22 protein-coding genes and 1 pseudogene are annotated in these 22,489 nt (G+C 70.7%); 15 read left to right on the top strand and 8 right to left on the bottom strand.

Annotated features, from left to right (window positions below; all coding sequences use genetic code 11):
- Positions 1-33: 33 nt before the first annotated feature.
- The gene (locus OG787_RS19295; RefSeq protein WP_405535851.1) at positions 34-2,004 is read left to right on the top strand and encodes an EamA family transporter; all 1,971 of its coding nucleotides are present in this window, start codon (positions 34-36) and stop codon (positions 2,002-2,004) included.
- A 54-nt stretch (positions 2,005-2,058) separates the two neighbouring features.
- Here the strand turns inward: OG787_RS19295 and OG787_RS19290 are convergent, their stop codons facing one another.
- Entirely contained in the window at positions 2,059-2,973 is a 915-nt protein-coding gene (locus tag OG787_RS19290) for a LysR family transcriptional regulator (RefSeq protein ID WP_369036517.1), read from the bottom strand.
- A 176-nt stretch (positions 2,974-3,149) separates the two neighbouring features.
- Here OG787_RS19290 and OG787_RS19285 point away from each other — a divergent pair, with 176 nt between their 5' ends.
- From OG787_RS19285 to OG787_RS19265, 5 genes are all read left to right on the top strand, one after another.
- Positions 3,150-3,914 (top strand): SDR family NAD(P)-dependent oxidoreductase, encoded by a 765-nt coding sequence (locus OG787_RS19285; protein ID WP_369036518.1) that lies wholly within the window; start codon positions 3,150-3,152, stop codon positions 3,912-3,914.
- Positions 3,892-4,620 (top strand): SDR family NAD(P)-dependent oxidoreductase, encoded by a 729-nt coding sequence (locus OG787_RS19280; RefSeq protein WP_369036519.1) that lies wholly within the window; start codon positions 3,892-3,894, stop codon positions 4,618-4,620. Before OG787_RS19285 ends, OG787_RS19280 begins: the two co-directional genes overlap by 23 nt.
- A 31-nt stretch (positions 4,621-4,651) precedes the next feature.
- The gene (locus OG787_RS19275; RefSeq protein WP_369036520.1) at positions 4,652-5,218 is read left to right on the top strand and encodes a GNAT family N-acetyltransferase; all 567 of its coding nucleotides are present in this window, start codon (positions 4,652-4,654) and stop codon (positions 5,216-5,218) included.
- Positions 5,206-5,952, top strand: coding sequence for a cobalt-precorrin-6A reductase (locus OG787_RS19270; protein WP_405535850.1), 747 nt, complete (start codon positions 5,206-5,208; stop codon positions 5,950-5,952). The genes OG787_RS19275 and OG787_RS19270 overlap by 13 nt, the downstream gene beginning before the upstream one ends.
- A 114-nt stretch (positions 5,953-6,066) precedes the next feature.
- Positions 6,067-7,185 (top strand): HoxN/HupN/NixA family nickel/cobalt transporter, encoded by a 1,119-nt coding sequence (locus OG787_RS19265; protein WP_405535849.1) that lies wholly within the window; start codon positions 6,067-6,069, stop codon positions 7,183-7,185.
- Between the two features lie 15 nt (positions 7,186-7,200).
- Here OG787_RS19265 and OG787_RS19260 read toward each other — a convergent pair whose 3' ends face one another.
- Both OG787_RS19260 and OG787_RS19255 read right to left on the bottom strand, forming a co-directional pair.
- Entirely contained in the window at positions 7,201-7,863 is a 663-nt protein-coding gene (locus OG787_RS19260) for a precorrin-8X methylmutase (protein ID WP_405535848.1), read from the bottom strand.
- Positions 7,864-7,906: 43 nt separating this feature from the next.
- The gene (locus OG787_RS19255; protein ID WP_405535847.1) at positions 7,907-8,338 is read right to left on the bottom strand and encodes an arsenate reductase ArsC; all 432 of its coding nucleotides are present in this window, start codon (positions 8,336-8,338) and stop codon (positions 7,907-7,909) included.
- A gap of 81 nt (positions 8,339-8,419) precedes the next feature.
- On the opposite strand from OG787_RS19255, the gene OG787_RS19250 reads away from it, so the two are divergent.
- The 5 genes and pseudogenes from OG787_RS19250 (at position 8,420) to OG787_RS19230 (ending at position 12,269) form a co-directional block, all read left to right on the top strand.
- The gene (locus tag OG787_RS19250; protein ID WP_369036525.1) at positions 8,420-8,734 is read left to right on the top strand and encodes an ArsR/SmtB family transcription factor; all 315 of its coding nucleotides are present in this window, start codon (positions 8,420-8,422) and stop codon (positions 8,732-8,734) included.
- 8 nt (positions 8,735-8,742) lie between these two features.
- Positions 8,743-9,453: pseudogene (locus tag OG787_RS19245) on the top strand (aquaporin); the annotation flags it as partial.
- 129 nt (positions 9,454-9,582) lie between these two features.
- Entirely contained in the window at positions 9,583-10,935 is a 1,353-nt protein-coding gene (locus OG787_RS19240) for an NAD(P)-binding domain-containing protein (protein ID WP_405535846.1), read from the top strand.
- Positions 10,936-10,963: 28 nt separating this feature from the next.
- A complete protein-coding gene (locus tag OG787_RS19235; protein ID WP_369036528.1) occupies positions 10,964-11,368 on the top strand; it encodes an ArsI/CadI family heavy metal resistance metalloenzyme in 405 nt (134 codons plus the stop codon).
- Between the two features lie 79 nt (positions 11,369-11,447).
- A complete protein-coding gene (locus tag OG787_RS19230) occupies positions 11,448-12,269 on the top strand; it encodes an MOSC domain-containing protein (RefSeq protein ID WP_405535845.1) in 822 nt (273 codons plus the stop codon).
- Positions 12,270-12,327: 58 nt separating this feature from the next.
- On the opposite strand, the gene OG787_RS19225 is transcribed toward OG787_RS19230, so the two are convergent.
- The 4 genes from OG787_RS19225 to OG787_RS19210 all read right to left on the bottom strand — a co-directional run bounded on the left by OG787_RS19225 (position 12,328) and on the right by OG787_RS19210 (position 16,486).
- On the bottom strand, positions 12,328-13,350 hold the full coding sequence (locus tag OG787_RS19225) for a LacI family DNA-binding transcriptional regulator (protein ID WP_369036530.1): 1,023 nt from the start codon (positions 13,348-13,350) through the stop codon (positions 12,328-12,330).
- A 73-nt stretch (positions 13,351-13,423) separates the two neighbouring features.
- Entirely contained in the window at positions 13,424-14,263 is an 840-nt protein-coding gene (locus OG787_RS19220) for an ATP-binding cassette domain-containing protein (RefSeq protein ID WP_369036531.1), read from the bottom strand.
- Positions 14,260-15,255 (bottom strand): ABC transporter permease, encoded by a 996-nt coding sequence (locus OG787_RS19215; RefSeq protein ID WP_405535844.1) that lies wholly within the window; start codon positions 15,253-15,255, stop codon positions 14,260-14,262. The genes OG787_RS19220 and OG787_RS19215 overlap by 4 nt, the downstream gene beginning before the upstream one ends.
- A 214-nt stretch (positions 15,256-15,469) precedes the next feature.
- Positions 15,470-16,486, bottom strand: a complete 1,017-nt coding sequence (locus OG787_RS19210; RefSeq protein ID WP_405535843.1) for a sugar ABC transporter substrate-binding protein — start codon at positions 16,484-16,486, stop codon at positions 15,470-15,472.
- Between the two features lie 431 nt (positions 16,487-16,917).
- On the opposite strand from OG787_RS19210, the gene OG787_RS19205 reads away from it, so the two are divergent.
- From OG787_RS19205 to OG787_RS19190, 4 genes are all read left to right on the top strand, one after another.
- Complete coding sequence (locus OG787_RS19205; RefSeq protein ID WP_405535842.1) at positions 16,918-19,446, top strand: GH32 C-terminal domain-containing protein; 2,529 nt, start codon at positions 16,918-16,920, stop codon at positions 19,444-19,446.
- A gap of 28 nt (positions 19,447-19,474) precedes the next feature.
- Positions 19,475-19,768 carry a putative quinol monooxygenase gene (locus tag OG787_RS19200; protein ID WP_405535841.1) on the top strand — a complete coding sequence of 98 codons (294 nt, stop codon included), beginning with the start codon at positions 19,475-19,477 and terminating at the stop codon, positions 19,766-19,768.
- Positions 19,769-19,993: 225 nt separating this feature from the next.
- Positions 19,994-21,172: an NAD(P)/FAD-dependent oxidoreductase gene (locus OG787_RS19195; RefSeq protein WP_405535840.1), complete on the top strand. Its 1,179-nt coding sequence runs from the start codon at positions 19,994-19,996 to the stop codon at positions 21,170-21,172.
- Between the two features lie 72 nt (positions 21,173-21,244).
- Positions 21,245-22,138 (top strand): RNA polymerase sigma-70 factor, encoded by an 894-nt coding sequence (locus OG787_RS19190; protein WP_405535839.1) that lies wholly within the window; start codon positions 21,245-21,247, stop codon positions 22,136-22,138.
- A gap of 30 nt (positions 22,139-22,168) precedes the next feature.
- Here the strand turns inward: OG787_RS19190 and OG787_RS19185 are convergent, their stop codons facing one another.
- Positions 22,169-22,348 (bottom strand): hypothetical protein, encoded by a 180-nt coding sequence (locus tag OG787_RS19185; RefSeq protein ID WP_405535838.1) that lies wholly within the window; start codon positions 22,346-22,348, stop codon positions 22,169-22,171.
- Positions 22,349-22,489 lie beyond the last annotated feature (141 nt).

The following is a 22,489-nucleotide window of genomic DNA, read 5'->3' as shown; positions in this document are numbered from 1 at the left end:
CCCGGGTGCACACGAGCCGTGCGCGTGCCGCGGATGACGCGAGGGCAGCGGCTCGGCGTGCTGATGGGAGCGGCCTCCGCCGTTCTGGTCGGGGTGTCCTTCGTGGCGAGCAGCATGATGGCGCACTACCCGTTCCTGGGCGGACAGGCGGTGCGCTACGCCCTCGGATTCCTGCTGCTGGCCGTGGTCTGCGCGCGGCGGGGATGGGCACCGGTCCGCCGTCTCACCCCACGGCTGTGGGTACGGCTCACGCTGGTGACGGCGGCGGGCCTGGTGGGGTTCAACGTGGCGGTGCTCTCCGCGGAGCGCACCGCCGAGCCCGCTGTCCCGGGCGTCGTCGTGGGCTGCACCCCGGTCGTGGTCGCGATCCTGGCGCCGTTGATGGCGGCGAGGCGCCCCTCGGGGCGGGTGGCCGGCGGCGCCCTGGTGGTGGTGGCCGGGGCGGCGCTGGTCCAGGGGTTCGGCCGGACCGACGCGGCAGGACTGCTCTGGTCACTGGCGGCGATGGGCGGGGAAGTGGTCATGGCCCTGTCCGTCGTGCCCGTGCTGCGGGTCCTGGGTCCGCTGCTCCTGACGACCTGCGCCTGCGCGATCGCCTCGGTGGAGGCGGCGGCACTGGGGCTGGCCGTGGACGGCCCGGCGTGGGTACGGATGCCGGACGGTGTGGAGGCGGCGGCACTGGCGTGGCAGGTCCTCGCGGTGACGGTGCTGGGCATCGTGCTGTGGTTCGGGGCCATCCACCGGATCGGGGCGGTGGGCATGGCACTGCTGTCCGGGCTCATCCCGGTCTCCGCCGCGCTGACGGCACCGGTCGTCGGCACGGGGACCTTCGGCGCGGGACAGCTGGCGGGCAGCCTCCTCGTCGCGGCCGGCGTGGCACTCGGCGCCTCCGCGGCGGCCGCGGACCAGCCGGACGGGCGCCCGGTCGCCGTGTCGCCGGTACCCCGCCGTGCGGCGGCGCGGGTCCCTGTCACGAGGAAGCGAGAGCAGATGCCGGACGACATGCCGGAAGAGATCCTGTTCCTGTCCCGCAGCCGGGTGGATCGTCTCTTCGATCCCGGTACGGCGATCGAGTCCCAGCGCGCCGCGTTCGCCGCCCTGGGCGACGGGACCGCCGAAGCGCCGGAGAAGATCCTCTACTCCAGCCGCTTCGACGGCTCGATCGTCTTCTGCTACGCCTCCCGGCTGTCGGCGGACACCGGTGCGGTGAGCAAGTTCGGGAGCGTCAACCAGGGGAACTCCGCGCGTGGACTGCCCAGCACCCACGCCTTGATCACCGCGCTCGACCCGGAAACCGGCCGGCCCGTCGCCGTGCTGGACGGAACGACCGTGACGACCCTGCGCACGGCCGCGGCCAGCGCCCTCGCCGTCGACCTGCTCGCCCGCCCGGACGCCACCCGGCTCGCCGTCATCGGCTCGGGCGTACAGGCCCGCGCCCACGTACGGGCCATCGCCCGGGTGCGCGGACTGCGGGAGGTGCGGATCTGGAGCCCCACACCGCGCAACCGGCTGGCCGCCGCGGCCGAACTCGCCGCCGAACCGGGGACCGAAGGCATCGACGTGCAGGCCACGGCCACCGCCGAGGACGCGGTGGCGGGCGCGCACATCGTCGCCGTGTGCACCCTCAGCGAGACACCCGTCGTCCTCGGTTCCTGGCTGCCGAAGGGCTGCACGGTCGTGAGCGTCGGCTCCGTCGAACCCACGCGCTGCGAGACCGACGCGGAGGTGCTGCGCCGGGCGGGCGCCGTCGTCGTCGACGATCCCGCCACCGCCGCGGGGCACTGCGGGCCGGTGGTGGCGGCGCTGCGGTCGGGAGAGATCGGACGGCAGGATCTTGTCGCCCTCGGCGATGTCGTCGTGGGCCGCGCGGCAGCCCGCACCGATCCCGACGACATCGTGTTCTACGGCAGCGTCGGCCTGGGCGTGCAGGATGCCGCGGCCGCCTGGGCGGTCATCCACCGGGCCCGCCAGGAGAACCACGAACATGCGGGAACCGTGTACTGAACCGGCGAACCGGCGAACCGGCGACATCCCCGGCGGCGGAGTGCCGGGGCTTCCCTATGGCTGTGCCGGCGACTCCAGCCGCGCGAGGTGCTTGGTGGCCAGTTCGATCAGCACGCGCGTGGCGGGGGACACGTGGGCCTCGCGGCGTGTGATGAACGCGAACGTCTCGTGCAGCGGCGGGTCCAGTGAGACCGCGTGAAGACGGTCCATGTATCCCAGGGCGTGGGCGAGGGGCAGGGAGCTGACGGTGTCACCGATGCTGCGGGCGGCGAGGGCCAGGGCCAGGGCCGGGGACTCGACCTCGACCGCTGGGGTGAGCGAGACGCCCGCCTCCTGCGCCCGCTCCAGGAGCCGGCGCCGGGTGGGGTCGGCGTTGCCCCAGCGCGCCTCGGGGAGGATGAGCGGTGCCTCGGACAGCCGCTCGGCCGTGGGCGGCGTGGTGACGCGCGACGGGTCGGTGCTGAGGTAGACGGCCTCGCAGGTCCACACGACGTTGCCCACGTCGAGGCCACGGTCGTCGACGGGCAGGGAGACGAGCCCCGCCTCCAGCGTGCCGTCGCGGACGGCGTCGGCGACCTCCGAGGAGTTCAGCCCGACGACCCGCACCCGTACCTGCGGATGGCAGGCGTGGAAATCGGCGATCAGGTCGCTCAGCAGCAGGTGCTGTGCGCTGCTGAACGTGCCGAAGGTGACGGTGCCGCCGGTGAGCGTCCGCACTCCGCGCACCGAATCCGCCGCCTCCTTCGCGGCGGCGAGGGCGTGCTGGGCGCGGGGCAGCAGCAACTGGCCGGCCTCGGTCAGCACCAGCTTGCGGTTGGTGCGGACGAAGAGCGGGACGCCGAGCGAGTGTTCCAGGCGGCGGATCTGCTCGGACAGGCTCGGCTGGGCGATGTACATCGCCTCGGCCGCCGCGGAGAAGGAGCCGTGCTCCACGGCCGCGAGGAAGTAGGTCAACTGAGCCAGAGTCATGACGGGGTGCCTGCCAAAGGGTGAGGCTTGGGGATCTCTCGGACTTCGAGGGTTTACCAATCGCTCCAAGGCTCTTCATACTCTCCGCAAGTGCTGAGCCGGTCAACGGCCGAGCGCGCATCGCCGTCGCCGGACCTGAAGAACCCCCCTAGGGACACCCGCCAGAGGAGGCAGCATTGAACGCGCTCCCCACCCCGTCCGCCGGTGCACGGCTGTCCGGCAGGACCGCCCTGATCACCGGGGCGGCCCGGGGCCAGGGCGCCTCGCACGCCGAACGGCTCGCCTCCGAGGGCGCCCGGGTCCTGGCCTGCGACGTCCTCGACGACGAGGGCAAGGCCACCGCCGCCCGCCTCCAGGAGGCCGGGCTCGACGTGGAGTACCTGCACCTCGACGTCACCTCGCCCGACGACTGGGCCCGGGCCGTCGACCGGGCCAGGACGGCGACCGGACGCCTGGACGTCCTCGTCAACAACGCCGGGATCATCCACGTCAACCCGCTCCTGGACGAACGTACCGAGGACTGGAACACCACCCTCGCGGTCAACACCACGGGCCCGCTGCTCGGGATCCAGGCCGCCGTACCCCTGATGCGCTCGGGCGGCGGCGGTTCGGTGATCAACGTCGCGTCGATCTTCGGCGTGGTCGGCGCCCCCGGCTACGTCGCCTACTGCGCCAGCAAGGGCGCCCTCGTCGCCCTCACCAAGACCGCCGCGCTGGAACTGGCTGCCGACGGCATCCGCGTCAACGCCATCTGTCCCGGCGGGGTCAGCACACCCATGAACGAGCACGAGAAGGAGGGCGGCGTGATACCGCAGACCCCGCTGGGCCGCCGCGCCCATGTCCGGGAGATCTCCGGGGCCGTCGCCTTCCTGGCCTCGGACGACTCCAGCTTCACCACCGGAACGGAGATGATCGTCGATGGCGGCTTCCTCGCCCACTGAGCCCACGCGTCCGACGGCCCTGGTGACGGGCGCCGCCAGCGGCATGGGCCGGGCCGTCGCGGAACGCTTCCTCGCCGAGGGCTGGACGGTCCTGGCCGTGGACCGCGACGCCGAGGCCCTCACCAAGGCGGCCGCCGAACTGGGCGCCGCCTTCCACCCCGTACCGGTGGACATCACCGAACGCGCGGCGGTCGCCGAGGCGCTCGGCTCCCCGGAGGACCTGCGCGCGGTGGTCAACGCGGCCGGCATCTACCCGGCCACCCTCCTCGCCGACTACGACGAGGCGACCTACCGCCGCGTCTTCGACGTGAACGTCCTCGGCACCCTCAACGTGACCGCGGAAGCCGTCCCCGCGTTGCGTGCGGCCGGTGGCGGAACCGTCGTCAACTTCGCCTCGATCGACGCCTTCGCCGTCTCCCCGGGCCAGTTGGTCTACAGCGCCTCGAAGGCGGCCGTGGTCTCCCTGACCCGCTCCCTCGCCCAGGAACTCGCCCCCGACGGCATCACGGTCAACGCCGTCGCCCCCGGCTGGGTCGACACCCCGGGCACCCGGGCCGGAGGCCGCATGGAGGAGGCGGTCAAGTCCGTGCCGCTGGGGCGCGCGGCCCAGCCGGCGGAGATCGCCGACTGGGTGTGGAAGCTGTGCGACGGGAGCTATGTGACGGGGGAGACGCTGGTGATCGGCGGGGGGATCACGGTCCGCTGAGCCGCGCGGGGCCCGACGTAGGCTCGACGGCATGGAGACAGCGAGGCTGCGGCTCCGCCGGTTCACCCCGGCCGACGCGCCGGCCCTGGCGGCGTACCGCTCGGACCCCGAGGTGAGCCGGTACCAGTCGTGGGAGTCGCCGGTGCCGTCGGCGGAGGCCGAGCGGCTGGCGGCCACGCTCTCGGCAGGGGATCCGCGTGGTCCGGGGTGGTTCCAGTACGCCGTCGAGCGGCTGGACGTACCGGGGCTGATCGGCGATGTCGGGGTGTGCCGGAGCGACGACGGGCGCCAGGCGGAGCTGGGCTTCACCTTCGCGCCGGAGTTCCAGGGGCGCGGGTACGCGAGCGAGGCGGTCGCGCGGACGGTGGAGTTCCTGCTGGTGGAGGAGGGGCTGCACCGGGTCTCGGCCGCCTGCGACGGACGTAACGTCCGCTCGGCGCGGCTGCTGGAACGCGTGGGTTTCCGCCGCGAGGGCCACCTCGTGCGGAGCACCTGGATCAAGGGGGAGTGGACCGACGACGTCCTCTTCGGCCTCCTCGCCTCGGAGTACCCGGCGCGGACGCGGGGGGACGGACCCGGACTTCCATGCACGTACTGATCCTCGGCGGCACCACGGAAGCCCGCCGCCTCGCCGAACTGCTCGCCCCCACCCCTGACCTGACCCTGACCAGCTCCCTCGCCGGACGGGTGACCGGCCCCCGGCTGCCCCCCGGCGAGGTCCGGATCGGCGGCTTCGGCGGAGCGGAGGGGCTGGCCGCGTGGCTGCGCGAGCACCGGGTGGACGTGCTGGTCGACGCCACCCACCCCTTCGCCGCCACGATCAGTCTCCACGCGGCGCGTGCCGCGGCCACGGCCCAGGTCCCGCTGCTCGCGCTGCGACGCCCCGGCTGGACCCCGGTCGCGGGGGACGACTGGCACGACGTCGGCTCCCTGGCGGAGGCCGCGGCCCTGCTGCCCGCCCTCGGCCGACGGGTGTTCCTCACCACCGGGCGCCTGGGACTGGCCGCCTTCGCCGCGCTCGACGACCTGTGGTTCCTCGTACGTTCCGTGGACGCAGCGGAGCCCCCGCACCCGGCCCGGATGGAAGTGCTGCTCGACCGGGGCCCGTTCACGCTCGACGGCGAGCGCGAGCTGCTGCGCGGCCACCGCATCGACGTCGTGGTGACCAAGGACAGCGGGGGAGCGGCGACCGCGCCGAAACTGACGGCGGCACGGGAGGCCGGGCTGCCCGTGGTCATGGTCCGCCGGCCACCCGTACCGGAGGGCGTGCCGGTCGCGGCCGACCCGGAGACGGCGGCGACCTGGATCGGCGAACTGCTGAGACCTGCCTGACGGAAACCTTGCACGGGCTTTGCCGCCCTCTTCTTCTACTTGCAACCTCTATGCAGAAACCTGTGATGTGCGGCTGAAGGCGGCCGTCCCGTCGACAGGTGAGGCCCGTCCCCCATGACCACCGCTCCCCGGCAGCGCATCCGCACCTCGATGACCCGCAAGGAGTGGACGAGCCTGGGCGGGATGGCCGCGTTCATCCTGGCGCTGCACGTCATCGGCTGGTTCACGCTGGTGGTGATCGTCGCCCCGGAGCACTACAGCCTGGGCACGAAGACCTTCGGCATCGGTATCGGCGTCACGGCCTACACACTCGGCATGCGGCACGCCTTCGACGCCGACCACATCGCCGCGATCGACAACACCACCCGGAAGCTGATGAGCGAGGGACAGCGCCCGCTGTCGGTCGGCTTCTGGTTCTCGCTGGGCCACTCCAGCATCGTGTTCGCGCTCGCGTTCCTGCTCTCCCTCGGCGTCAAGGCCTTGTCCGGCCCGGTGGCGGACGACAACTCCGACCTCCACAACGTCACGGGCTGGATAGGTACGACGGTCTCGGGCACCTTCCTCTACCTCATCGCGATCATCAACATCGTGATCATGGCTGGGATCTGGAAGGTCTTCCGCCAGATGCGCACCGGCCACTTCGACGAGGAGGCCCTGGAGGAGCAGCTCAACAACCGGGGCTTCATGAACCGCCTTCTGGGCCGCCTCATGAAGTCGATCACCAAGCCGTGGCAGATGTACCCGCTGGGCATGCTCTTCGGCCTCGGCTTCGACACGGCGACCGAGATCGCGCTCCTCGTCCTCGCGGGTTCGGGTGCGGCCTCGGGCCTGCCCTGGTACGCGATCCTGTGCCTGCCGGTCCTCTTCGCGGCCGGTATGTCGCTGCTCGACACGATCGACGGCTCGTTCATGAACTTCGCGTACGGCTGGGCCTTCTCCAAGCCGGTCCGCAAGGTCTACTACAACCTCACGATCACCGGCCTGTCGGTCGCCGTCGCGCTCATCATCGGCACGGTGGAGCTGCTCGGCCTGATCGCCGAACAGGCGGACCTGCACGGCCCGTTCTGGGACTGGGTCTCCGGCCTGGACCTCAACATCATCGGTTACGTCATCGTCGGGCTGTTCTTCGCGACGTGGGCGCTGGCCCTGCTGGTGTGGAAGGTCGGCCGCATCGAGGAGAAGTGGACGGCGGGCCTGGCGACACAGCCGACCCCGGCGACCGAGAGAAGCTGACCGCTCACTCCTCTCCTACTCCTCCTCACTCGCGATCGCGTTGATCGCGGCGGCGGCGATGGCACTGCCCCCGCGACGACCCCGTACGACGATGTGCTCCAGCCCCGACGGATGCGCGGCCAAGGCCTCCTTCGACTCGGCGGCACCGACGAACCCGACCGGAACGCCGATGACGGCGGCGGGCCGTGGCGCACCCTCCTCGATCATCTCCAGCAGCCGGAAGAGCGCGGTCGGCGCGTTGCCGACAGCGACAACCGACCCCTCCAGCCGGTCCCGCCACAGCTCCAGGGCGGCGGCACTGCGCGTGGTCCCGAGCTTCGCGGCCAGCTCGGGGACGGCCGGGTCGGTGAGGGTGCACAGCACGTCGTTCCCGGCGGGCAGCCGCTTGCGGGTCACGCCGCTGGCGACCATCCGTACGTCGGTGAAGATCGGCGCGCCGCCGCGCAGCGCCTCACGGGCGCGGGCCACGACACCGGGCGTGTACGACAGGTCCCGTACGAGGTCGACCATCCCGCAGGCGTGGATCATCCGGACGACGACCTGACTGACGTCGGCCGGCAGACCCGCGAGGTCGGCCTCGGCGCGGATGGTGGCGAAGGACTGACGGTAGATGGCCGCGCCGTCCTTCTCGTAGTCGTACGTGGTCACGGCGCTCTTCTCACTGCTCGCGGTCGGCATGCCTCTGGTGTGACATTTTGCCCCTGCCGATCACGGGGCGGGATCACACCTCCCGCTTCGCGCCGTCGATCTCGGCGATCAGGGCCTCGATACGGTCCCTGATCTCGTCGCGGATGGGACGCACGGCCTCGACGCCCTGGCCGGCCGGGTCCGCCAGGTCCCAGTCGAGGTACTTCTTGCCGGGGAAGACCGGGCAGGCGTCTCCGCAGCCCATGGTGATGACGTAGTCGGACGCCTGGACGGCCTCGGTGGTGAGGATCTTCGGCGTGGCACCGGCGATGTCGACACCGACCTCGCGCATGGCCTCGACGGCGGCCGGATTGACCTGGTCGCCGGGGAGGGAACCGGCGGAACGGACCTCGATCCGGTCGCCCGCGAGGTGGTCGAGAAAACCGGCGGCCATCTGGGAACGCCCGGCGTTGTGGACGCAGACGAACAGCACGGAGGCGAGGGGGCTGAGCGGGCTGGAGGACATGGGCCCTTCCTTCATATGTGCGTACTTCATGGTGCGCGTCTTCATGTGGGCGTATTCGGAGTGATGTGAAAGTATCAGTCCATGCTGAAGTCAGTCGACACTGATCTGATGCGGGTTCTCGCGGACCCGCTCCGCCTACGGATCGTCACCCTGCTCGCGAAGGAGACGCTCTGTAGCACCCACCTGATCGAGGAGACGGGTGCCAGGCAGACCAACCTCTCCAACCACCTGAAGGTGTTGCGCGAGGCCGGGGTGGTGGAGACGGAACCCTGTGGCCGGTTCCTCTACTACCGCCTCAAGCCCGACGTCATCGCCTCCCTCGCGGGCCGGTTCGCCGACCTGGCGGAGACCGCGCGGGTCACCGTCGAGAACAACGTCAAGAGGTCCTGTCCTTGAAGACGAGCCCGCTGATATCCAGGACCGCAGCCGAACTGCTGGGCACCGCACTCCTCGTGGCGATCGTGATCGGCTCGGGCATCCAGGCCACCGAGCTGACGACGGACGTCGGGGTGCAACTGCTGGCGAACTCGATCGCCACGGTCTTCGGTCTCGGCATCCTGATACTGCTGCTCGGCCCGGTCTCGGGCGCGCACTTCAACCCGGTGGTCACCCTGGCCGAGTGGTGGACGGTCCGACGCGGCGGCGGCGCCGGTGTCACGGCCCGCGAGGTCGCGGTGTACGTCCCCGCGCAGATCGTCGGTGCGATCGCGGGCGCGATCCTCGCCGACGCGATGTTCGGCGAGCCGCTGGTGGAGTGGTCCACGCACGACCGCTCGGCCGGTCATCTGCTCCTTGGCGAGGTGGTGGCCACCGCCGGCCTGATCCTCCTGATCTTCGGCCTGGCCCGCACCGACCGCCTCCAGTACGCCCCCGTGGCCGTGGCCTCGTACATCGGCGCCGCCTACTGGTTCACGTCGTCCACGTCGTTCGCCAACCCGGCGGTGACGATCGGCCGGGCTTTCAGCGACACGTTCGCGGGGATCGCGCCGGGTTCGGTGGCGGGGTTCATCGGTGCGCAGCTCGTGGGCGGGGTGGTCGGGTTGGCGCTGGTTGCGCTGATCTTCGTGCCGGGCCGGCCGGGTCCGCTGGCCGAAGGACGGGCAGGGGGCGTGTGATGCGACGCGCCACGCCCTGCTTCGACGTGCGCCTATATTGACGTTCATCAATTAAAGAGTGACACTGGCTCCGAGCCTTATATCGACGACTGTCGAAACATCGCCTTCGCCCTACTTGAGGAGCACCCCATGGACGAGGACCTGCCCGTCGTGGTCATCGGCGCCGGACCCGTCGGCCTGGCCGCCGCCGCCCGCCTGGTCGAGCGCGGCCTCGAACCCCTGGTCCTGGAGACGGGCCCAGCGGCGGGAGCCGCCGTGCGCGAGTGGTCACACGTCCGCCTGTTCTCGACGTGGGGTGAGGTGGTGGACACGGCTGCGGAGAAGCTGCTGGCCCCAACGGGCTGGACGCGCCCCGACGCCTCCGCATATCCGACGGGCGGCGACTGGGCGGAGCGCTATCTCCAGCCGCTCGCCGACGCCCTCGGCGACAAGGTCCGCTACGGCGCCACAGTCACCGGAGTGGCCCGCGCCGGCCGCGACCGTGTCGTCGACGCGGGCCGCGAGGAGCAGCCCTTCACGGTGCACATCCACTCCGCGGACGGCGCCGAGGAGCGCATCACCGCCCGCGCGGTGATCGACGCCTCCGGCACCTGGTCCACCCCGGGTCCCGTCGGCGCGGACGGCCTGCCCGCCCTCGGCGAGAAGTCGGCCGCCGACCGCATCGCCTACCGTGTCCCGGACCTCGACGACCCGTCCGTACGTGCCCGTTACGCGGGCAGGCGCACCGCGGTGGTCGGCTCCGGAGCCTCCGCCTTCACGGCCCTGGCGCTCCTGGCCGACCTGGCGGAGCGGGAGCCCGGCACGCACGCGGTGTGGGTCCTGCGGCGCGGCATCGGCGCGGACACGTACGGCGGCGGCGAGGCGGACCAGCTCCCGGCCCGAGGTGCTCTGGGCCTGCGCGCGAAGGCGGCGGTCGAGGCCGGCCACGCGAGTGCGGTCACGGGATTCCGTACACAGGCTGTGGAGCGGGAGGGCGACCGCCTCACCCTCGTCGCGGAGGACGGCCGCAGCCTGCCCCCGGTCGACGAGATCATCGCCCTGACCGGCTTCCGCCCGGACCTGACCTACCTCTCCGAACTCCGTCTGGCCCTGGACGACCGCCTCCAGGCCCCCACGGCCCTGGCTCCGCTCATCGACCCGAACGTCCACTCGTGCGGCACGGTCTACCCGCACGGCGTTCGGGAACTATCCCACCCCGAACAGGACATCTACCTGACCGGCATGAAGTCGTACGGCCGAGCCCCGACGTTCCTCGCGATGACCGGCTACGAGCAGGTCCGCTCGATCGCGGCAGCACTCGCGGGCGACCACGAGTCCGCCGAACGCGTGGAACTGACCCTCCCGGAGACGGGGGTGTGCGGCGGCGCGGGCCTGTTCGACGAGCCGGAGAACACCGAGGCGTCGGGCGGCGGATGCTGCGCGGCTCCCAGCACGCTCCAGATCGGCATCGGCAGCCCGGCCACCACCTCCGGCGGCTGCTGAACTCCCCACCCACACAAGGAGGTTCGCCATGACGTCCCGCGTACAGCTCGCCCTCCGGGTCCCCGACCTCGCCGCATCCGTGGCCTTCTACACACGGCTCTTCAACACCGAGCCCGCCAAACTCCGCGACGGCTACGCCAACTTCGCCGTCACGGAGCCCCCGCTCAAACTCGTCCTCATCGAGGGAACGGCGGGCGAGGCGACTCGCATGGACCACCTCGGCGTCGAGGTCGAGAGCACCGAAGCGGTGCACGCCGCCACCGCCCGCCTCACCGAGGCCGGCCTGACCACGACCGAGGAGAACGACACCACCTGCTGCTACGCCCTCCAGGACAAGGTCTGGGTCCACGGCCCCGGCCGGGAACCCTGGGAGGTGTACGTCGTCAAGGCCGACGCGGACTCCCTGGCCAAGCAGCAGGGCAGCGCCTGTTGAGCCGACCGACTCACTGACATCGGAGTTCGCGACGATCGGGTCGGGTTAGTGTCTTGAGCATGACGAACCCGGAGCAGCCGTGATCGGAACGGTGGGCGGCCTGTACCGCTACCCGGTCAAATCCCTGCTGGGTGAGGCGATCACGGCCACGGAGGTCACCGAGCGCGGTCTGGCCCACGACCGTCGGCTCGCCCTCGTCGACACGGAGACGGGGAAGATCGCCAGCGCCAAACACCCACGCCGGTGGGGCCGTCTGCTGGCGCTGACCGCTCAACTCGGCGCCGGGGAGGTCCGTATCACCGCCCCGGACGGCACGGTGTGGCACTCCACCGACCCGGACGCGGACCACCGGCTGTCCGGCTTCATCGGCCGCGACGTGACCCTGACCGACACCCCGCCCGCGCAGCCGACCCTCGACCGGGCCCGCCCGGACGACCTCCTGCGCGGCGCCACCGACATCGGCATCGACATCAGCCACATCGGCAGCGCGGCCCCGGCCGGCACATTCGTCGACTACGCGCCCGTCCACCTGCTCACCACGGCCGCCCTGGCCCGCGTCGACGCCCTCGCCCCGGGCGCCGCCGACGCCGTGCGCTACCGCCCGAACATCGTCGTCGACACACCCGACGGCACCGGTTTCCCCGAGAACGACTGGCCCGGCCGCACCCTCCACATAGGCGACGACCTCACCCTCCACGTCATCGCCCGCACCCCACGCTGCGCGGCCCCCACCCTCGCGCACGGCCCCGTACCGGCGAACACGGCCGCCCTGCGGGTGCTCGCCGACCACAACCGGGTCGTCCCGCTGGACTCCATGGCCCCCATGCCCTGCGCCGGAGCGTACGCACAGGTCGTCGCTCCGGGCCGGATCAGGCTCGGTGACACCGTTCGGTGGGCGTGATCGGTGCGGTGCCGCGGGCTCGCCCGCACTGAAAAGGTCGGGCCGGCTGCGGAGTTGTCTACGGCGTCGGCGCGGGCTGTTCGCCCGAGCCTCGGACGATCAGGCGGGTGGGGACGGTGATCGTGCGGGCCCGGGTGCGGTCGCCGTCGAGTCGGGTCAGGGCGGTGGTGGCCGCGGTTCTGCCGAGTTCTTCCGCGTCCTGGGCGACGACCGTCAGGGCCGGTTCGAGTGCCTCGGCGAGGGACACGTCGTCGAAGGCGACGACGGCGACGTCCTTGCGCTTGCTGCGGGCGAGTTCGGCGACTATCCCCAGCGCCATCATGTTGTTGCCGGCGAACAGGGCCGTGGGGGGATCGGCCAGGCCGAGGAGTTGGGCGGTCGCGGCCTCGGCGCCCTGCTGGTCGTGGGCGTTGGTGACGAGCGAGCGGTCGTAGGGGATGTCGGCTTCCTGGAGGGCCGAGCGGTAGCCGGCCAGACGTTCGCGGCGCGTGTACAGCTTCGGGGGCAGGTCGCCGACGAAGCCGATGCGCCGGTGTCCGTGGGCGACGAGGTGGGCGACGCCGTCGTGGGCTCCGGCGCGGTTGGAGCTGACGATGCTGTCCGTGGCGAGGCCGACTCCGGGTCGGTCGAGGAAGATCACCGGCAGTCCTGCCGTACGCTGGGACTTGAGGTGGGAGTGGTCGGCGCCGACGGACGGTACGACGATCAGGATGCTGACCCGGCGGGCGAGGAACTTGTCCGTCAGGGCCCGTTCGCGTACCGGGTCGTCCGCGGAGGAGCCCATCAGCAGGGTCAGGTTCCGGTCGCGGACCGTGTCCTCGATGCTCCGGGCCACGGCCCCGAAGAAGGGGTTCCCGAGGTCCGGGATGACCAGTCCGACCGTGGTGTCGGGTCCGCCGACGCGGATGTTGCGGGCCATCAGGTTCGGCTGGAAGCCGAGCTTGGCGACTGCGGCCAGTACCTGTTCCCTGGTCCGGGCGGAAGCGGGTCCGTCCTCGTTGAGGACTCGGGAGACCGTCTTCGCGCTGACACCGACTTCTCGGGCGACATCGGTCAGGGTGGGGCGGCGGTTCGCTGCCATGGAGAAACCGTCCTGTGGGCTCTCGGTCCCGGCCGCGGCCTCGGCCGGAAACCACGAGAGCTGGGTCGTGCTGTCAGGTGGCCTGGACTCCCGCGGCCTTCGCCGCCTCGGAATCCGCTACGACAGTATCTCCGGCCGCGTCCACGGTCAGAGCGCCGGTCATGATGGCGACGACCTCGGCCATGGAGTAGTCGGAGGGCTTGATCACGGCCGCGCGCCGGCCGAGGCGGTGGACGTGGATCCGGTCGGCGATCTCGAAGACGTGCGGCATGTTGTGGCTGATCAGGACGACCGGCATGCCCTTGTCCCGGACTCGGCGGATCAGGTCCAGGACCTGGCCGGACTCCTTGACGCCGAGCGCGGCGGTGGGCTCGTCCATGACGACGACGGAGCTGGCCCAGGCGACGGAACGGGCGACCGCGACGGCCTGCCGTTGACCGCCGGAGAGCGTCTCCACCGACTGCGTCAGCGAGCGCAGACCGATCTTCAGGTCGGCCATGTGCTCGGCGGCCTCCTGGCGCATGCGCTTCTTGTCGAGCATGCGGAAGACACTGCCGAGGACGCCGGGGCGGCGGAGTTCGCGCCCGAGGAACACGTTCGAGGCGATGTCCATGGACGCGGCCACGGCGAGGTCCTGGTAGACCGTCTCGATGCCGTGGGCGCGGGCGCTCTGCGGGCCCGAGAAGGTGATGGGCTCGCCATTGAGCCGTATCTCGCCCGCGTCCGGCGTCACCGCTCCGGTGAGGGCCTTGATCAGGCTGGTCTTGCCGGCGCCGTTGTCGCCGATGACGGCGAGGACCTCGCCGGGCAGCAGGTCGAAGTCGGCGCCGTCGATGGCGGTGACCTGGCCGTACCGCTTGACCAGACCGCGGGCCTGAAGGACAGGGACGGGGGTGCCGGTGTTGGCGGTCATCGGGCCTTCTTCCGGGAGAGCTGGTCGACGGTCACCGCGAGGATCACCAGGACGCCGGTGATCAGGGTCTGGTAGATGGACGCGACCCCCATCAGCTGGAGCCCGTTGCGGAACACACCGACGATGAGGACGCCGATGAAGGTGCCGAGCACCGATCCGCGTCCCCCGAAGAGGCTCGTGCCGCCGAGGACCACGGCCGTGATGCTGTCGAGGTTGTCGGTCTGCCCCGCCTGCGGATCGCCCACTCCGGTACGGGAGATGAGCAGCAGGGCGGCGATGCCGTACAGCAGTCCGGCCACGGTGTAGATGCCGATGGTGAGGCGGGAGGTACGGATGCCGTTCAGCCGGGCGGCCTCGGCGCTGTTGCCCAGCGCGTACACGTGCCGGCCCCAGCCGGTGCTGCTCAGCGCGTAGGCGAAGAGGAGGAACAGGGCGATGGTGACGAGGGAGCCGTAGGTGATGTCGGTGTGGCCGAGGGGGAAGGTCTCGCCGAGGGCGGTCAGCGGGCCGGGCAGGTTGCTGACCGTCTGCTCCTCGGAGTAGATGTGGGTCAGCGCGAACGCCACGTTCAGCATGCCGAGGGTGACGATGAACGGCGGCAGCGGGATCTTCTGCACCAGCAGCCCGTTGACCAGCCCGAACCCACCGCAGACGCCGATGCCGAGCGCGATGGCGACCAGCGGCGGCAGCGACCCCTCGGCGGCCATCTTGGCGATCACGATGCTGCCGAACGCCATCACCGCCCCGCACGACAGGTCGATGCCGGCGGTCAGGATGATCAGGGTCTGCCCGATGGCGAGAGTACCCACGACCATGACCTGCTGCACGATCAGCGAGAAGTTCCCGCCGGTCAGGAACTGATCGGTAGAGATCGAGAAGAAGGCACAGGCCAGAAGAAGCGCGACCAGAGGCCCGGTGGTCGGCGCCGTGAGTAGTCTGCGAGCCGTCGTCGGTGCTTTGAGCTCCGAGTACGGGGTGGTCGTGGCTGTCATGCGAAGTCCTTGTCGGAAGACAGATGGCCGGGTCGGCGGACGGGAGACGGGGGCGGGGGACGGCGGCCGGGGGGGCTAGCGATGTCGGGTGGCGCGACAGCGCCCCCGACAGGGGCGCGGGGCTGTGTCGATATGCGGCTCCGCCGCGCGGGCGCGACCAGCCCCCACCGGACCCGCAGCCAAACACCGCGCCCCCCCCAGCGGAGCGCCCCGCTCAGCCCCAGCAGTTCTCCAGGCCATAAGCCGTGTCCTTCGACGCCACCCCGTCCTGCGCCTTGTCACTGATCAACGTGACCCCGGTGTCGGTGTAACCGGACGCCTTCGTACCGTCCTTGGCGTAAGCCACAACCGCCTTGACACCCTCCGCGGCCATCTTCAGCGGATACTGCTGCGAAGTCGCGGCGATCTTGCCGTCCTTGACGGCCTGGGTACCGGTGCAGCCGCCGTCGACGGAGACGATCAGTACGTCCTTCTCCCGACCCTTGGCCTTCAGCGCGGTGTACGCGCCCAGCGCGGCCGGCTCGTTGATGGTGTAGACGACGTTGATGTCGGGTTCCTTCTGGAGACAGTTCTCCATCGCCGTCTGGCCCTTGGCCTGGTCGCCGCCCGTGTCCTGGGCGCACACGACGTCCTTGTCGGTGGCGCCGAAGCCCTTCAGGAAACCGTCGTGGCGCTGGACGCCGACGGAGACGCCCGGCGCGAGGTCGAGCGCGGCTATCTTCGCCGTCTTGCCCGCCATCGCGGCCTTGGCGTACTCGCCGATCAGCTCGCCGGCCTTGAGGTTGTCGGTGGCGAAGAGGGCGTCGACCGCGCTCTCCGGCTCGGTCGGGGTGTCCAGGGCGATGACCAGGACGCCCTTGGCGCGGGCCTTCTCGATCGCGGGCACGATCGCCTTGGAGTCGCTCGGGGTGATCAGGATGCCCTTGACCCCGGCGGCGACCATGTTCTCGATGGCGGTGACCTGCCCGGCGTTGTCCCCGTCGAACTTGCCCGCCGCGGTGGACAGTTGGACGCCGTTCTCCTTGGCGGCCTTCTCCGCGCCCTCCTTCATCTTCACGAAGAACGGGTTGGTGTCGGTCTTGGTGATCAGACCGACCTTGACCTCGCCCGAGCCGGAACTCGACGAGCCCGATCCGGAGCCGGACCCGCAGGCCGTCAGGGTGAGGGCCGCGACGCCCGAGACGGCGGCGACTCTGAGGAGGGAGGAGGACAGGCGAGTGGTACGAGACATCATCGGCTCCTGTGGGATAGCGAGCGGCACGGAAGTGGGATCAGAGCACACCGCCCCGGAGTGTCATCGTTGACTTATGTCATCGTTGACACTGCCTGGCGAGGATGATGGACTCCGTCTCCCGGAGACGTCAATGCCCCGTGCTCATCACAAGTTGGCAAACACCCGCGGCCGACCGCGCCTGACGGCCGACCGCGCCTGACGGGCGAGCGTGCCGCTCAACAGGCCGTCGTGGCCGAACCGTTGACGCACCGGCCGGATTGCCTTCATCATCGGGCCACTCGATGTCATCGATGACTCAAGTCAACGATGACACTCCTCGCCTCGCCGGTGCCGTGGGACGACGGCACCGGCGAGGCGCTACTTCAGCGGCCGGATCCGCGCCGGGCAGCGGGCCTCGCTGCCCGGACGGCCGCAGCACAGGAGACCCCATGAGCGCTGCACATGTGTCCCGGCATGCCCGCACACGGATGATCGCGGCCGTGGCGACGGTCTGCGCCCTGTCCGCAGCCCCGCTCGCCCCCCAGGCCGTGGCCGCCGACACCCCGCCGTACTCCGAGACCTACCGGCCCCAGTTCCACTTCACGCCGGAGAAGAACTGGATGAACGACCCCAACGGCCTCGTGTACTACCAGGGCGAATACCACCTCTTCTACCAGTACAACCCCAACGGCAACTCCTGGGGAGACATGTCCTGGGGCCACGCGGTCAGCACGGACCTCGTGCACTGGACGGAACTCCCGCTCGCCCTCTCGTACGACGACAACGAGATGGTGTTCTCCGGCAGCGCGGTCGTCGACCGGGACAACACCACCGGCTTCGGCACGACGGAGAACCCGGCCATGGTGGCGATCTACACCAGCCACAACAGCACGACGGGCATCCAGGCGCAGTCGCTCGCCTACAGCACCGACCGCGGCCGTACCTGGACGAAGTACCAGGGCAGTCCCGTCCTCGACATCGGCTCCAGGGACTTCCGCGACCCGAAGGTCCAGTGGTACGCGCCGACGAACAGCTGGCTGATGACGGTGTCGATGTCCGCCGAGCACAAGGTGCGGTTCTACTCGTCGAAGAACCTCAAGGACTGGCAGCTTCAGAGCGAGTTCGGCCCGGCGGGTGCGACGGGCGGGGTGTGGGAGTGCCCGGATCTGTTCCCCCTCGCGGTCGACGGCGACGAGACGAAGACCAAGTGGGTCCTGGTCGTGAACATCAACCCCGGTGGTATCGCGGGCGGTTCGGCCGCCCAGTACTTCGTCGGCGACTTCGACGGCACGAGGTTCACCGCCGAGGACAAGGGCCCGTACGTCCCGCCCACCGGCACGGTGGTGCAGGACTTCGAGGGCACGGATTTCGGTACGTGGACGACCACGGGCAGCGCGTTCGGCCCGGGACCGGCAGCCGGGACGCTCGACGGGCAGCAGGCCGTCTCCGGCTTCGACGGCGACGGCCTCGCCAACAGCTTCCACTCCGGGGACGGCACCACCGGCACCCTCACCTCGCCCTCCTTCACGGTCGACAGCCCCTACCTGAACTTCAAGATCGGCGGTGGCCGGCACCCGCACCGGCCCGGGAAGGTCCTCGCCGACTTCGAGGGTGGTACCTACGGCGACTGGACGACGACCGGCGACGCCTTCGGCCAGGCACCGGCCACCGGCACCCTCCCCGGCCAGCAGCAGGTCTCCGGGTTCCAGGGCGGCGGCCTGGTCGACACCTTCCTGAACGGCGATGGCACCACCGGCACCCTCACCTCCCCCGAGTTCACCCTCGACAAGCGATACGTCAACTTCCTCATCGGCGGCGGCAACCACCCCGCAGACTCGGCCAACCCCACCGCCCTCGAACTCCTCGTCGACGGCCAGGTCGTGCGCAGTGCCACCGGAAAGGACGCCGAGGCACTCGAGACCGCCGCCTGGGACGTCAGCGACCTCGCGGGCAAGAAGGCGCGGATCAGGGTGGTCGACAACAACACCGGCGGCTGGGGCCACATCAACGCGGACCAGATCGTGCTGTCCGACACCGAGGCCCGGCCCGGCTCCCAGGAGACCTCCGTCAATCTGATCGTCGACGGTCAGGCCGTCCGCAGCGCCACCGGCTCCGACAGCGAGACCCTGGACTGGGCCTCCTTCGACCTGCGCCCCTACGCGGGCAAGCAGGCGCGGATCCAGCTCGTCGACATGAACACCGCAGGCTGGGGCCACGTCCTCGCCGACCGGTTCACCACCGCCGACACCGCCGCCAAGTCCGTCGTCCAGCGCGCCGACTGGGCCGACTACGGCAAGGACTACTACGCGGCGGTGTCCTGGGAGGACGCGCCGGACGGCAAGCGGTACATGATCGGCTGGATGAACAACTGGGACTACGGCGGCGCCGTCCCCACCTCCCCCTGGCGCGGTGCGCAGAGCGTCCCCCGGGAGATGGCCCTCCGTACGGTCGACGGCCGGATCCGGCTGACCAGCGAGCCGGTGAACAGCGTGACGTCCCTGCGACAGGAGCCCCCGGCGACCGCGGCCGGTGTCACCGTCACGAACACCTCTCAGCCCCTGTCTGACCCCGCGGTCCAGGGCAAGGCCCTCGACATCGAGGCGACCTTCTCCCTCGCGGACGCCGACCGCTTCGGCCTGAAGGTACGTACAGGCGCCAACGGCGAGGAGACCGTCATCGGCTACGACACCACGACCGAGGAGCTGTACGTCGACCGCACCCACTCCGGCGCCGTCGACTTCAACAGCACCTTCCCCGGCGTCCAGACCGCACCCCTGAAGGCCGAGAACGGCAAGGTCAAGCTGCGGATCCTCGTCGACTGGTCATCCGTCGAGGTCTTCGGCGGCAACGGCGAGGCCGTCATCACCGACCAGATCTTCCCCGACCCCGCCGGCGAGGGAGTGCAGATCTTCGCCGAGAACGGCTCGGCGAAGCTGGACGAGGCCGTGGTCTGGCAGCTCGACTCGGCCCACGAGTGACACCCGCAACGGACAAGGACACGAAACCGTGAAGAAGACCCTGCTGGCCGAGTTCACCGCCCGCGAGGGCACTGAGGACGAGGTCGCCCGCCTGATCGGCGACTACGCCCTGAAGGTCCGCGAGGAGGAAGGCAACCTCGCCTTCGACGTCTACACCAAGGCGGCCGCCCCACGCGCCTTCTGGATCTTCGAGGTGTACCGCGACGAGGACGCCTTCCAGACACACCTGAAGGCCCCGTACGGCGGCCCGTTCAACGCCGCCCTCACCCCGCTGATCGAGGAGGACGCCTCGGTGCTGACGTTCCTCGATCCGGTGACCTGACCTGACCTGACCTCGCCCGATCTGGTGACTGACGTCGACCGGTCCCGCGCCGCGGTCCCGGTCCCGGTCCCGGTACAGCGAGTCAGCCGACGGATTCTTGGCGGCATGCCAACGATGCTTCTGGTGTGATGCAGCCCACATCGGCGACCTGTCACGTGCGGTGCGGGTCGCTTGTCCCATGGGCGTCACCGGCACCGAAGCCGGTGCCCGACCTTGGGAGATCCGATGAACAACGACCACCGCATCGTCGTCCTCGGCGCCGGCTACACGGGCTTGTTCAGCGCCATCCGGTTGGCCCACCGCACCCGCCGGACCGACGTGAGGATCACCCTGGTCAACCCCTCCAGCCGGTTCGTCGAGCGGCTGCGGATGCACCAGATCGCCGCCGGTCAGGAGCTGGCCGACCACCGGATCCCCGACCTGCTCGCCGGGACCGGCGTCACGTTCGTCCAGGGCGCCGCCACCTCCATCGACGCCGAGGCCCGGCAGATCACCGTCGACGGCGCCGAGACCCTCGGGTACGACACGCTCGTCTACGCGCTGGGCAGCTCGACCGACACCGGCAAGGTCCCCGGCGCCGACACCCACGCGTTCACCCTCAACAACCCGCAGACCGCCGGTCGGTTTGCCGCGCGCCTCACCGAGGTCGCCGCGTCCGGCGGCACGGTCACCGTCTGTGGCGGCGGCCTGACCGGCATCGAGGCTGCCACCGAGATCGCCGAGAGCCACCCCGGCCTGAACGTCACGCTGATCAGCCTGGACGAGCCCGGCGGCATGATGGGTCCCAAGGCCCGCGCCCACCTCCACGACGCGCTGGACCGCCTCGGCGTCACTCTTGAGACCGGCGCCCGCGTCACCAAGGTGCTGCCCGACGCGGTCGAACTGGCCGACGGCCGGCTCGTCCGCTCCGACGCCTGCCTGTGGACCACCGGCGTCAAGGTGTCGCCGCTCGCCGCCGACGCCGGGATCGCCACCGACGACCGGGGCCTCATCCTGGTCGACGCCACCCTGCGTTCGGTCTCCCACCCGGAGATCCACGCCATCGGCGACGCCGCCGCCGTCCGTCTGGCCTGGGGGCAGATCCACGGCACCTGCCAGAGCGGCCTGCCCACCGCCCAGTACACCGCCGACACCATCGCGCGGCTCGTGCGCGGCAAGGCCGTCAAGCCGTTCCGCTTCGGCTACTTCCACCAACCGGTCAGTCTCGGCCGCCGTGACGCCGTCATCCAGTTCACCAGGGCCGACGAAACCCCCCGCCGCACGCACCTCACCGGCCGGATCGCCGTCGCGTACAAGGAGATGGTCAGCGGCAGCCCGCTCACGACCTACCGGTTCAGCAAGCGCATGAACGTCACCACCATCGTCTCCAAGGGCGGCCGCGCCACCCGCAAGCCCGCGGTATGACGGGCACATCGGCTCCCAGCGCCGTGATCCCGGGCCTTGCCGCCCCGGTTACGGCGCTGGCAGCATGAGCCGATGGTCGACGCCAGGGACGAGCAGGACCCGTACATCGAACACCGCAGGCTCCTGTTCGCCACCGCCTACCGCATGCTGGGCACCGTCACCGACGCCGAGGACGTCCTCCAGGACACCTGGCTGAGCTGGAGCACCGCGGACCGCGACGCGATCCGCCACCCCAAGGCCTACCTGGTGCGCACGGTCACCAACCTCTCGTTGAACCGCCTCACCTCCGCACGGGCGACCCGCGAGACCTACGTCGGGCCGTGGCTCCCCGAGCCCCTGCTGACCTCCCCCGACATCGCCGTGGAGACCGAACTGGCCGACAGCGTCTCCACCGCGATGCTGGTCGTCCTGGAAACCCTCAGCCCCGTCGAACGCGCCGTCTTCCTGCTCCGCGAGGTCTTCGGCTACTCGCACGCCGAGATCGCCGAGACCCTCGACCGTCCCGAGCCGACAGTCCGCCAGATCGCCCACCGCGCACGCGAGCACGTCCAGGCCCGCCGCCCCCGCTTCGACGCCGACCAGACCCGACGCCGACAGGTCACCACCCGGTTCCTGGCGGCCTGCGCGGGCGGCGACCTGAACGCCGTCATGGAACTGCTCGCCCCCGAGGTCACCGCTTGGTCCGACGGCGGCGGCAAGGTCACCGCAGCCCGCCGCCCCCTCCACGGCACCGACCGCGTCGCGCGCTGGCTCATGGGCTTCCTGGCGAAGCCCGAACTGGCCGCCCTGACCATGGAGCCGGCCGTCATCAACGGCGAGCTCGGCGTCATAGCCACCCTCGACGGCCACACCGTCGGCGCCCTCTCGTTCGACCTCGTCGACGGCCGCATCCAGAACCTGCGCTTCCAGGTCAACCCCGAAAAGCTCAGCGGCCTGACCCCCGACAACAGCTTGGCGCTGCCCTAGCGTTCGATTTTGAGTCTTCGGAGATCCTCATCACCGACGGGGCCCCTTCCGCTGTCGAACCCGGTCGATCAGTTCGCAGGCCCTTACTGCGGCCACCAGCGCGCCGGTGCTACCTGTGGTGGCGGCTGTGTCCAGCAGGGTGTCGGTGAACTCCACCACGTGCTCGGCGGCGCGTGCGAAGACTTCCTGTGCGCCGCTCGGTTCGGGCACCGGCAAGCACCGCAAGCCGCAGGCTCCCAGGCCGGAAGGTGAAGATCGGGCACGGTAGCGACACTCGGGCACAAAAAGGCAGGCACACAACAAGGGCGGGACCCGCAAGCCCCGCCCACTACTACCTGCCCACGAGCCCGC

Origin of the sequence: Streptomyces sp. NBC_00075 (assembly GCF_045041225.1) — a bacterium.
GTDB classification, from domain to species: Bacteria; Actinomycetota; Actinomycetes; order Streptomycetales; family Streptomycetaceae; genus Streptomyces; species Streptomyces adonidis.
This window is presented reverse-complemented; position numbering and strand designations above follow the sequence as displayed.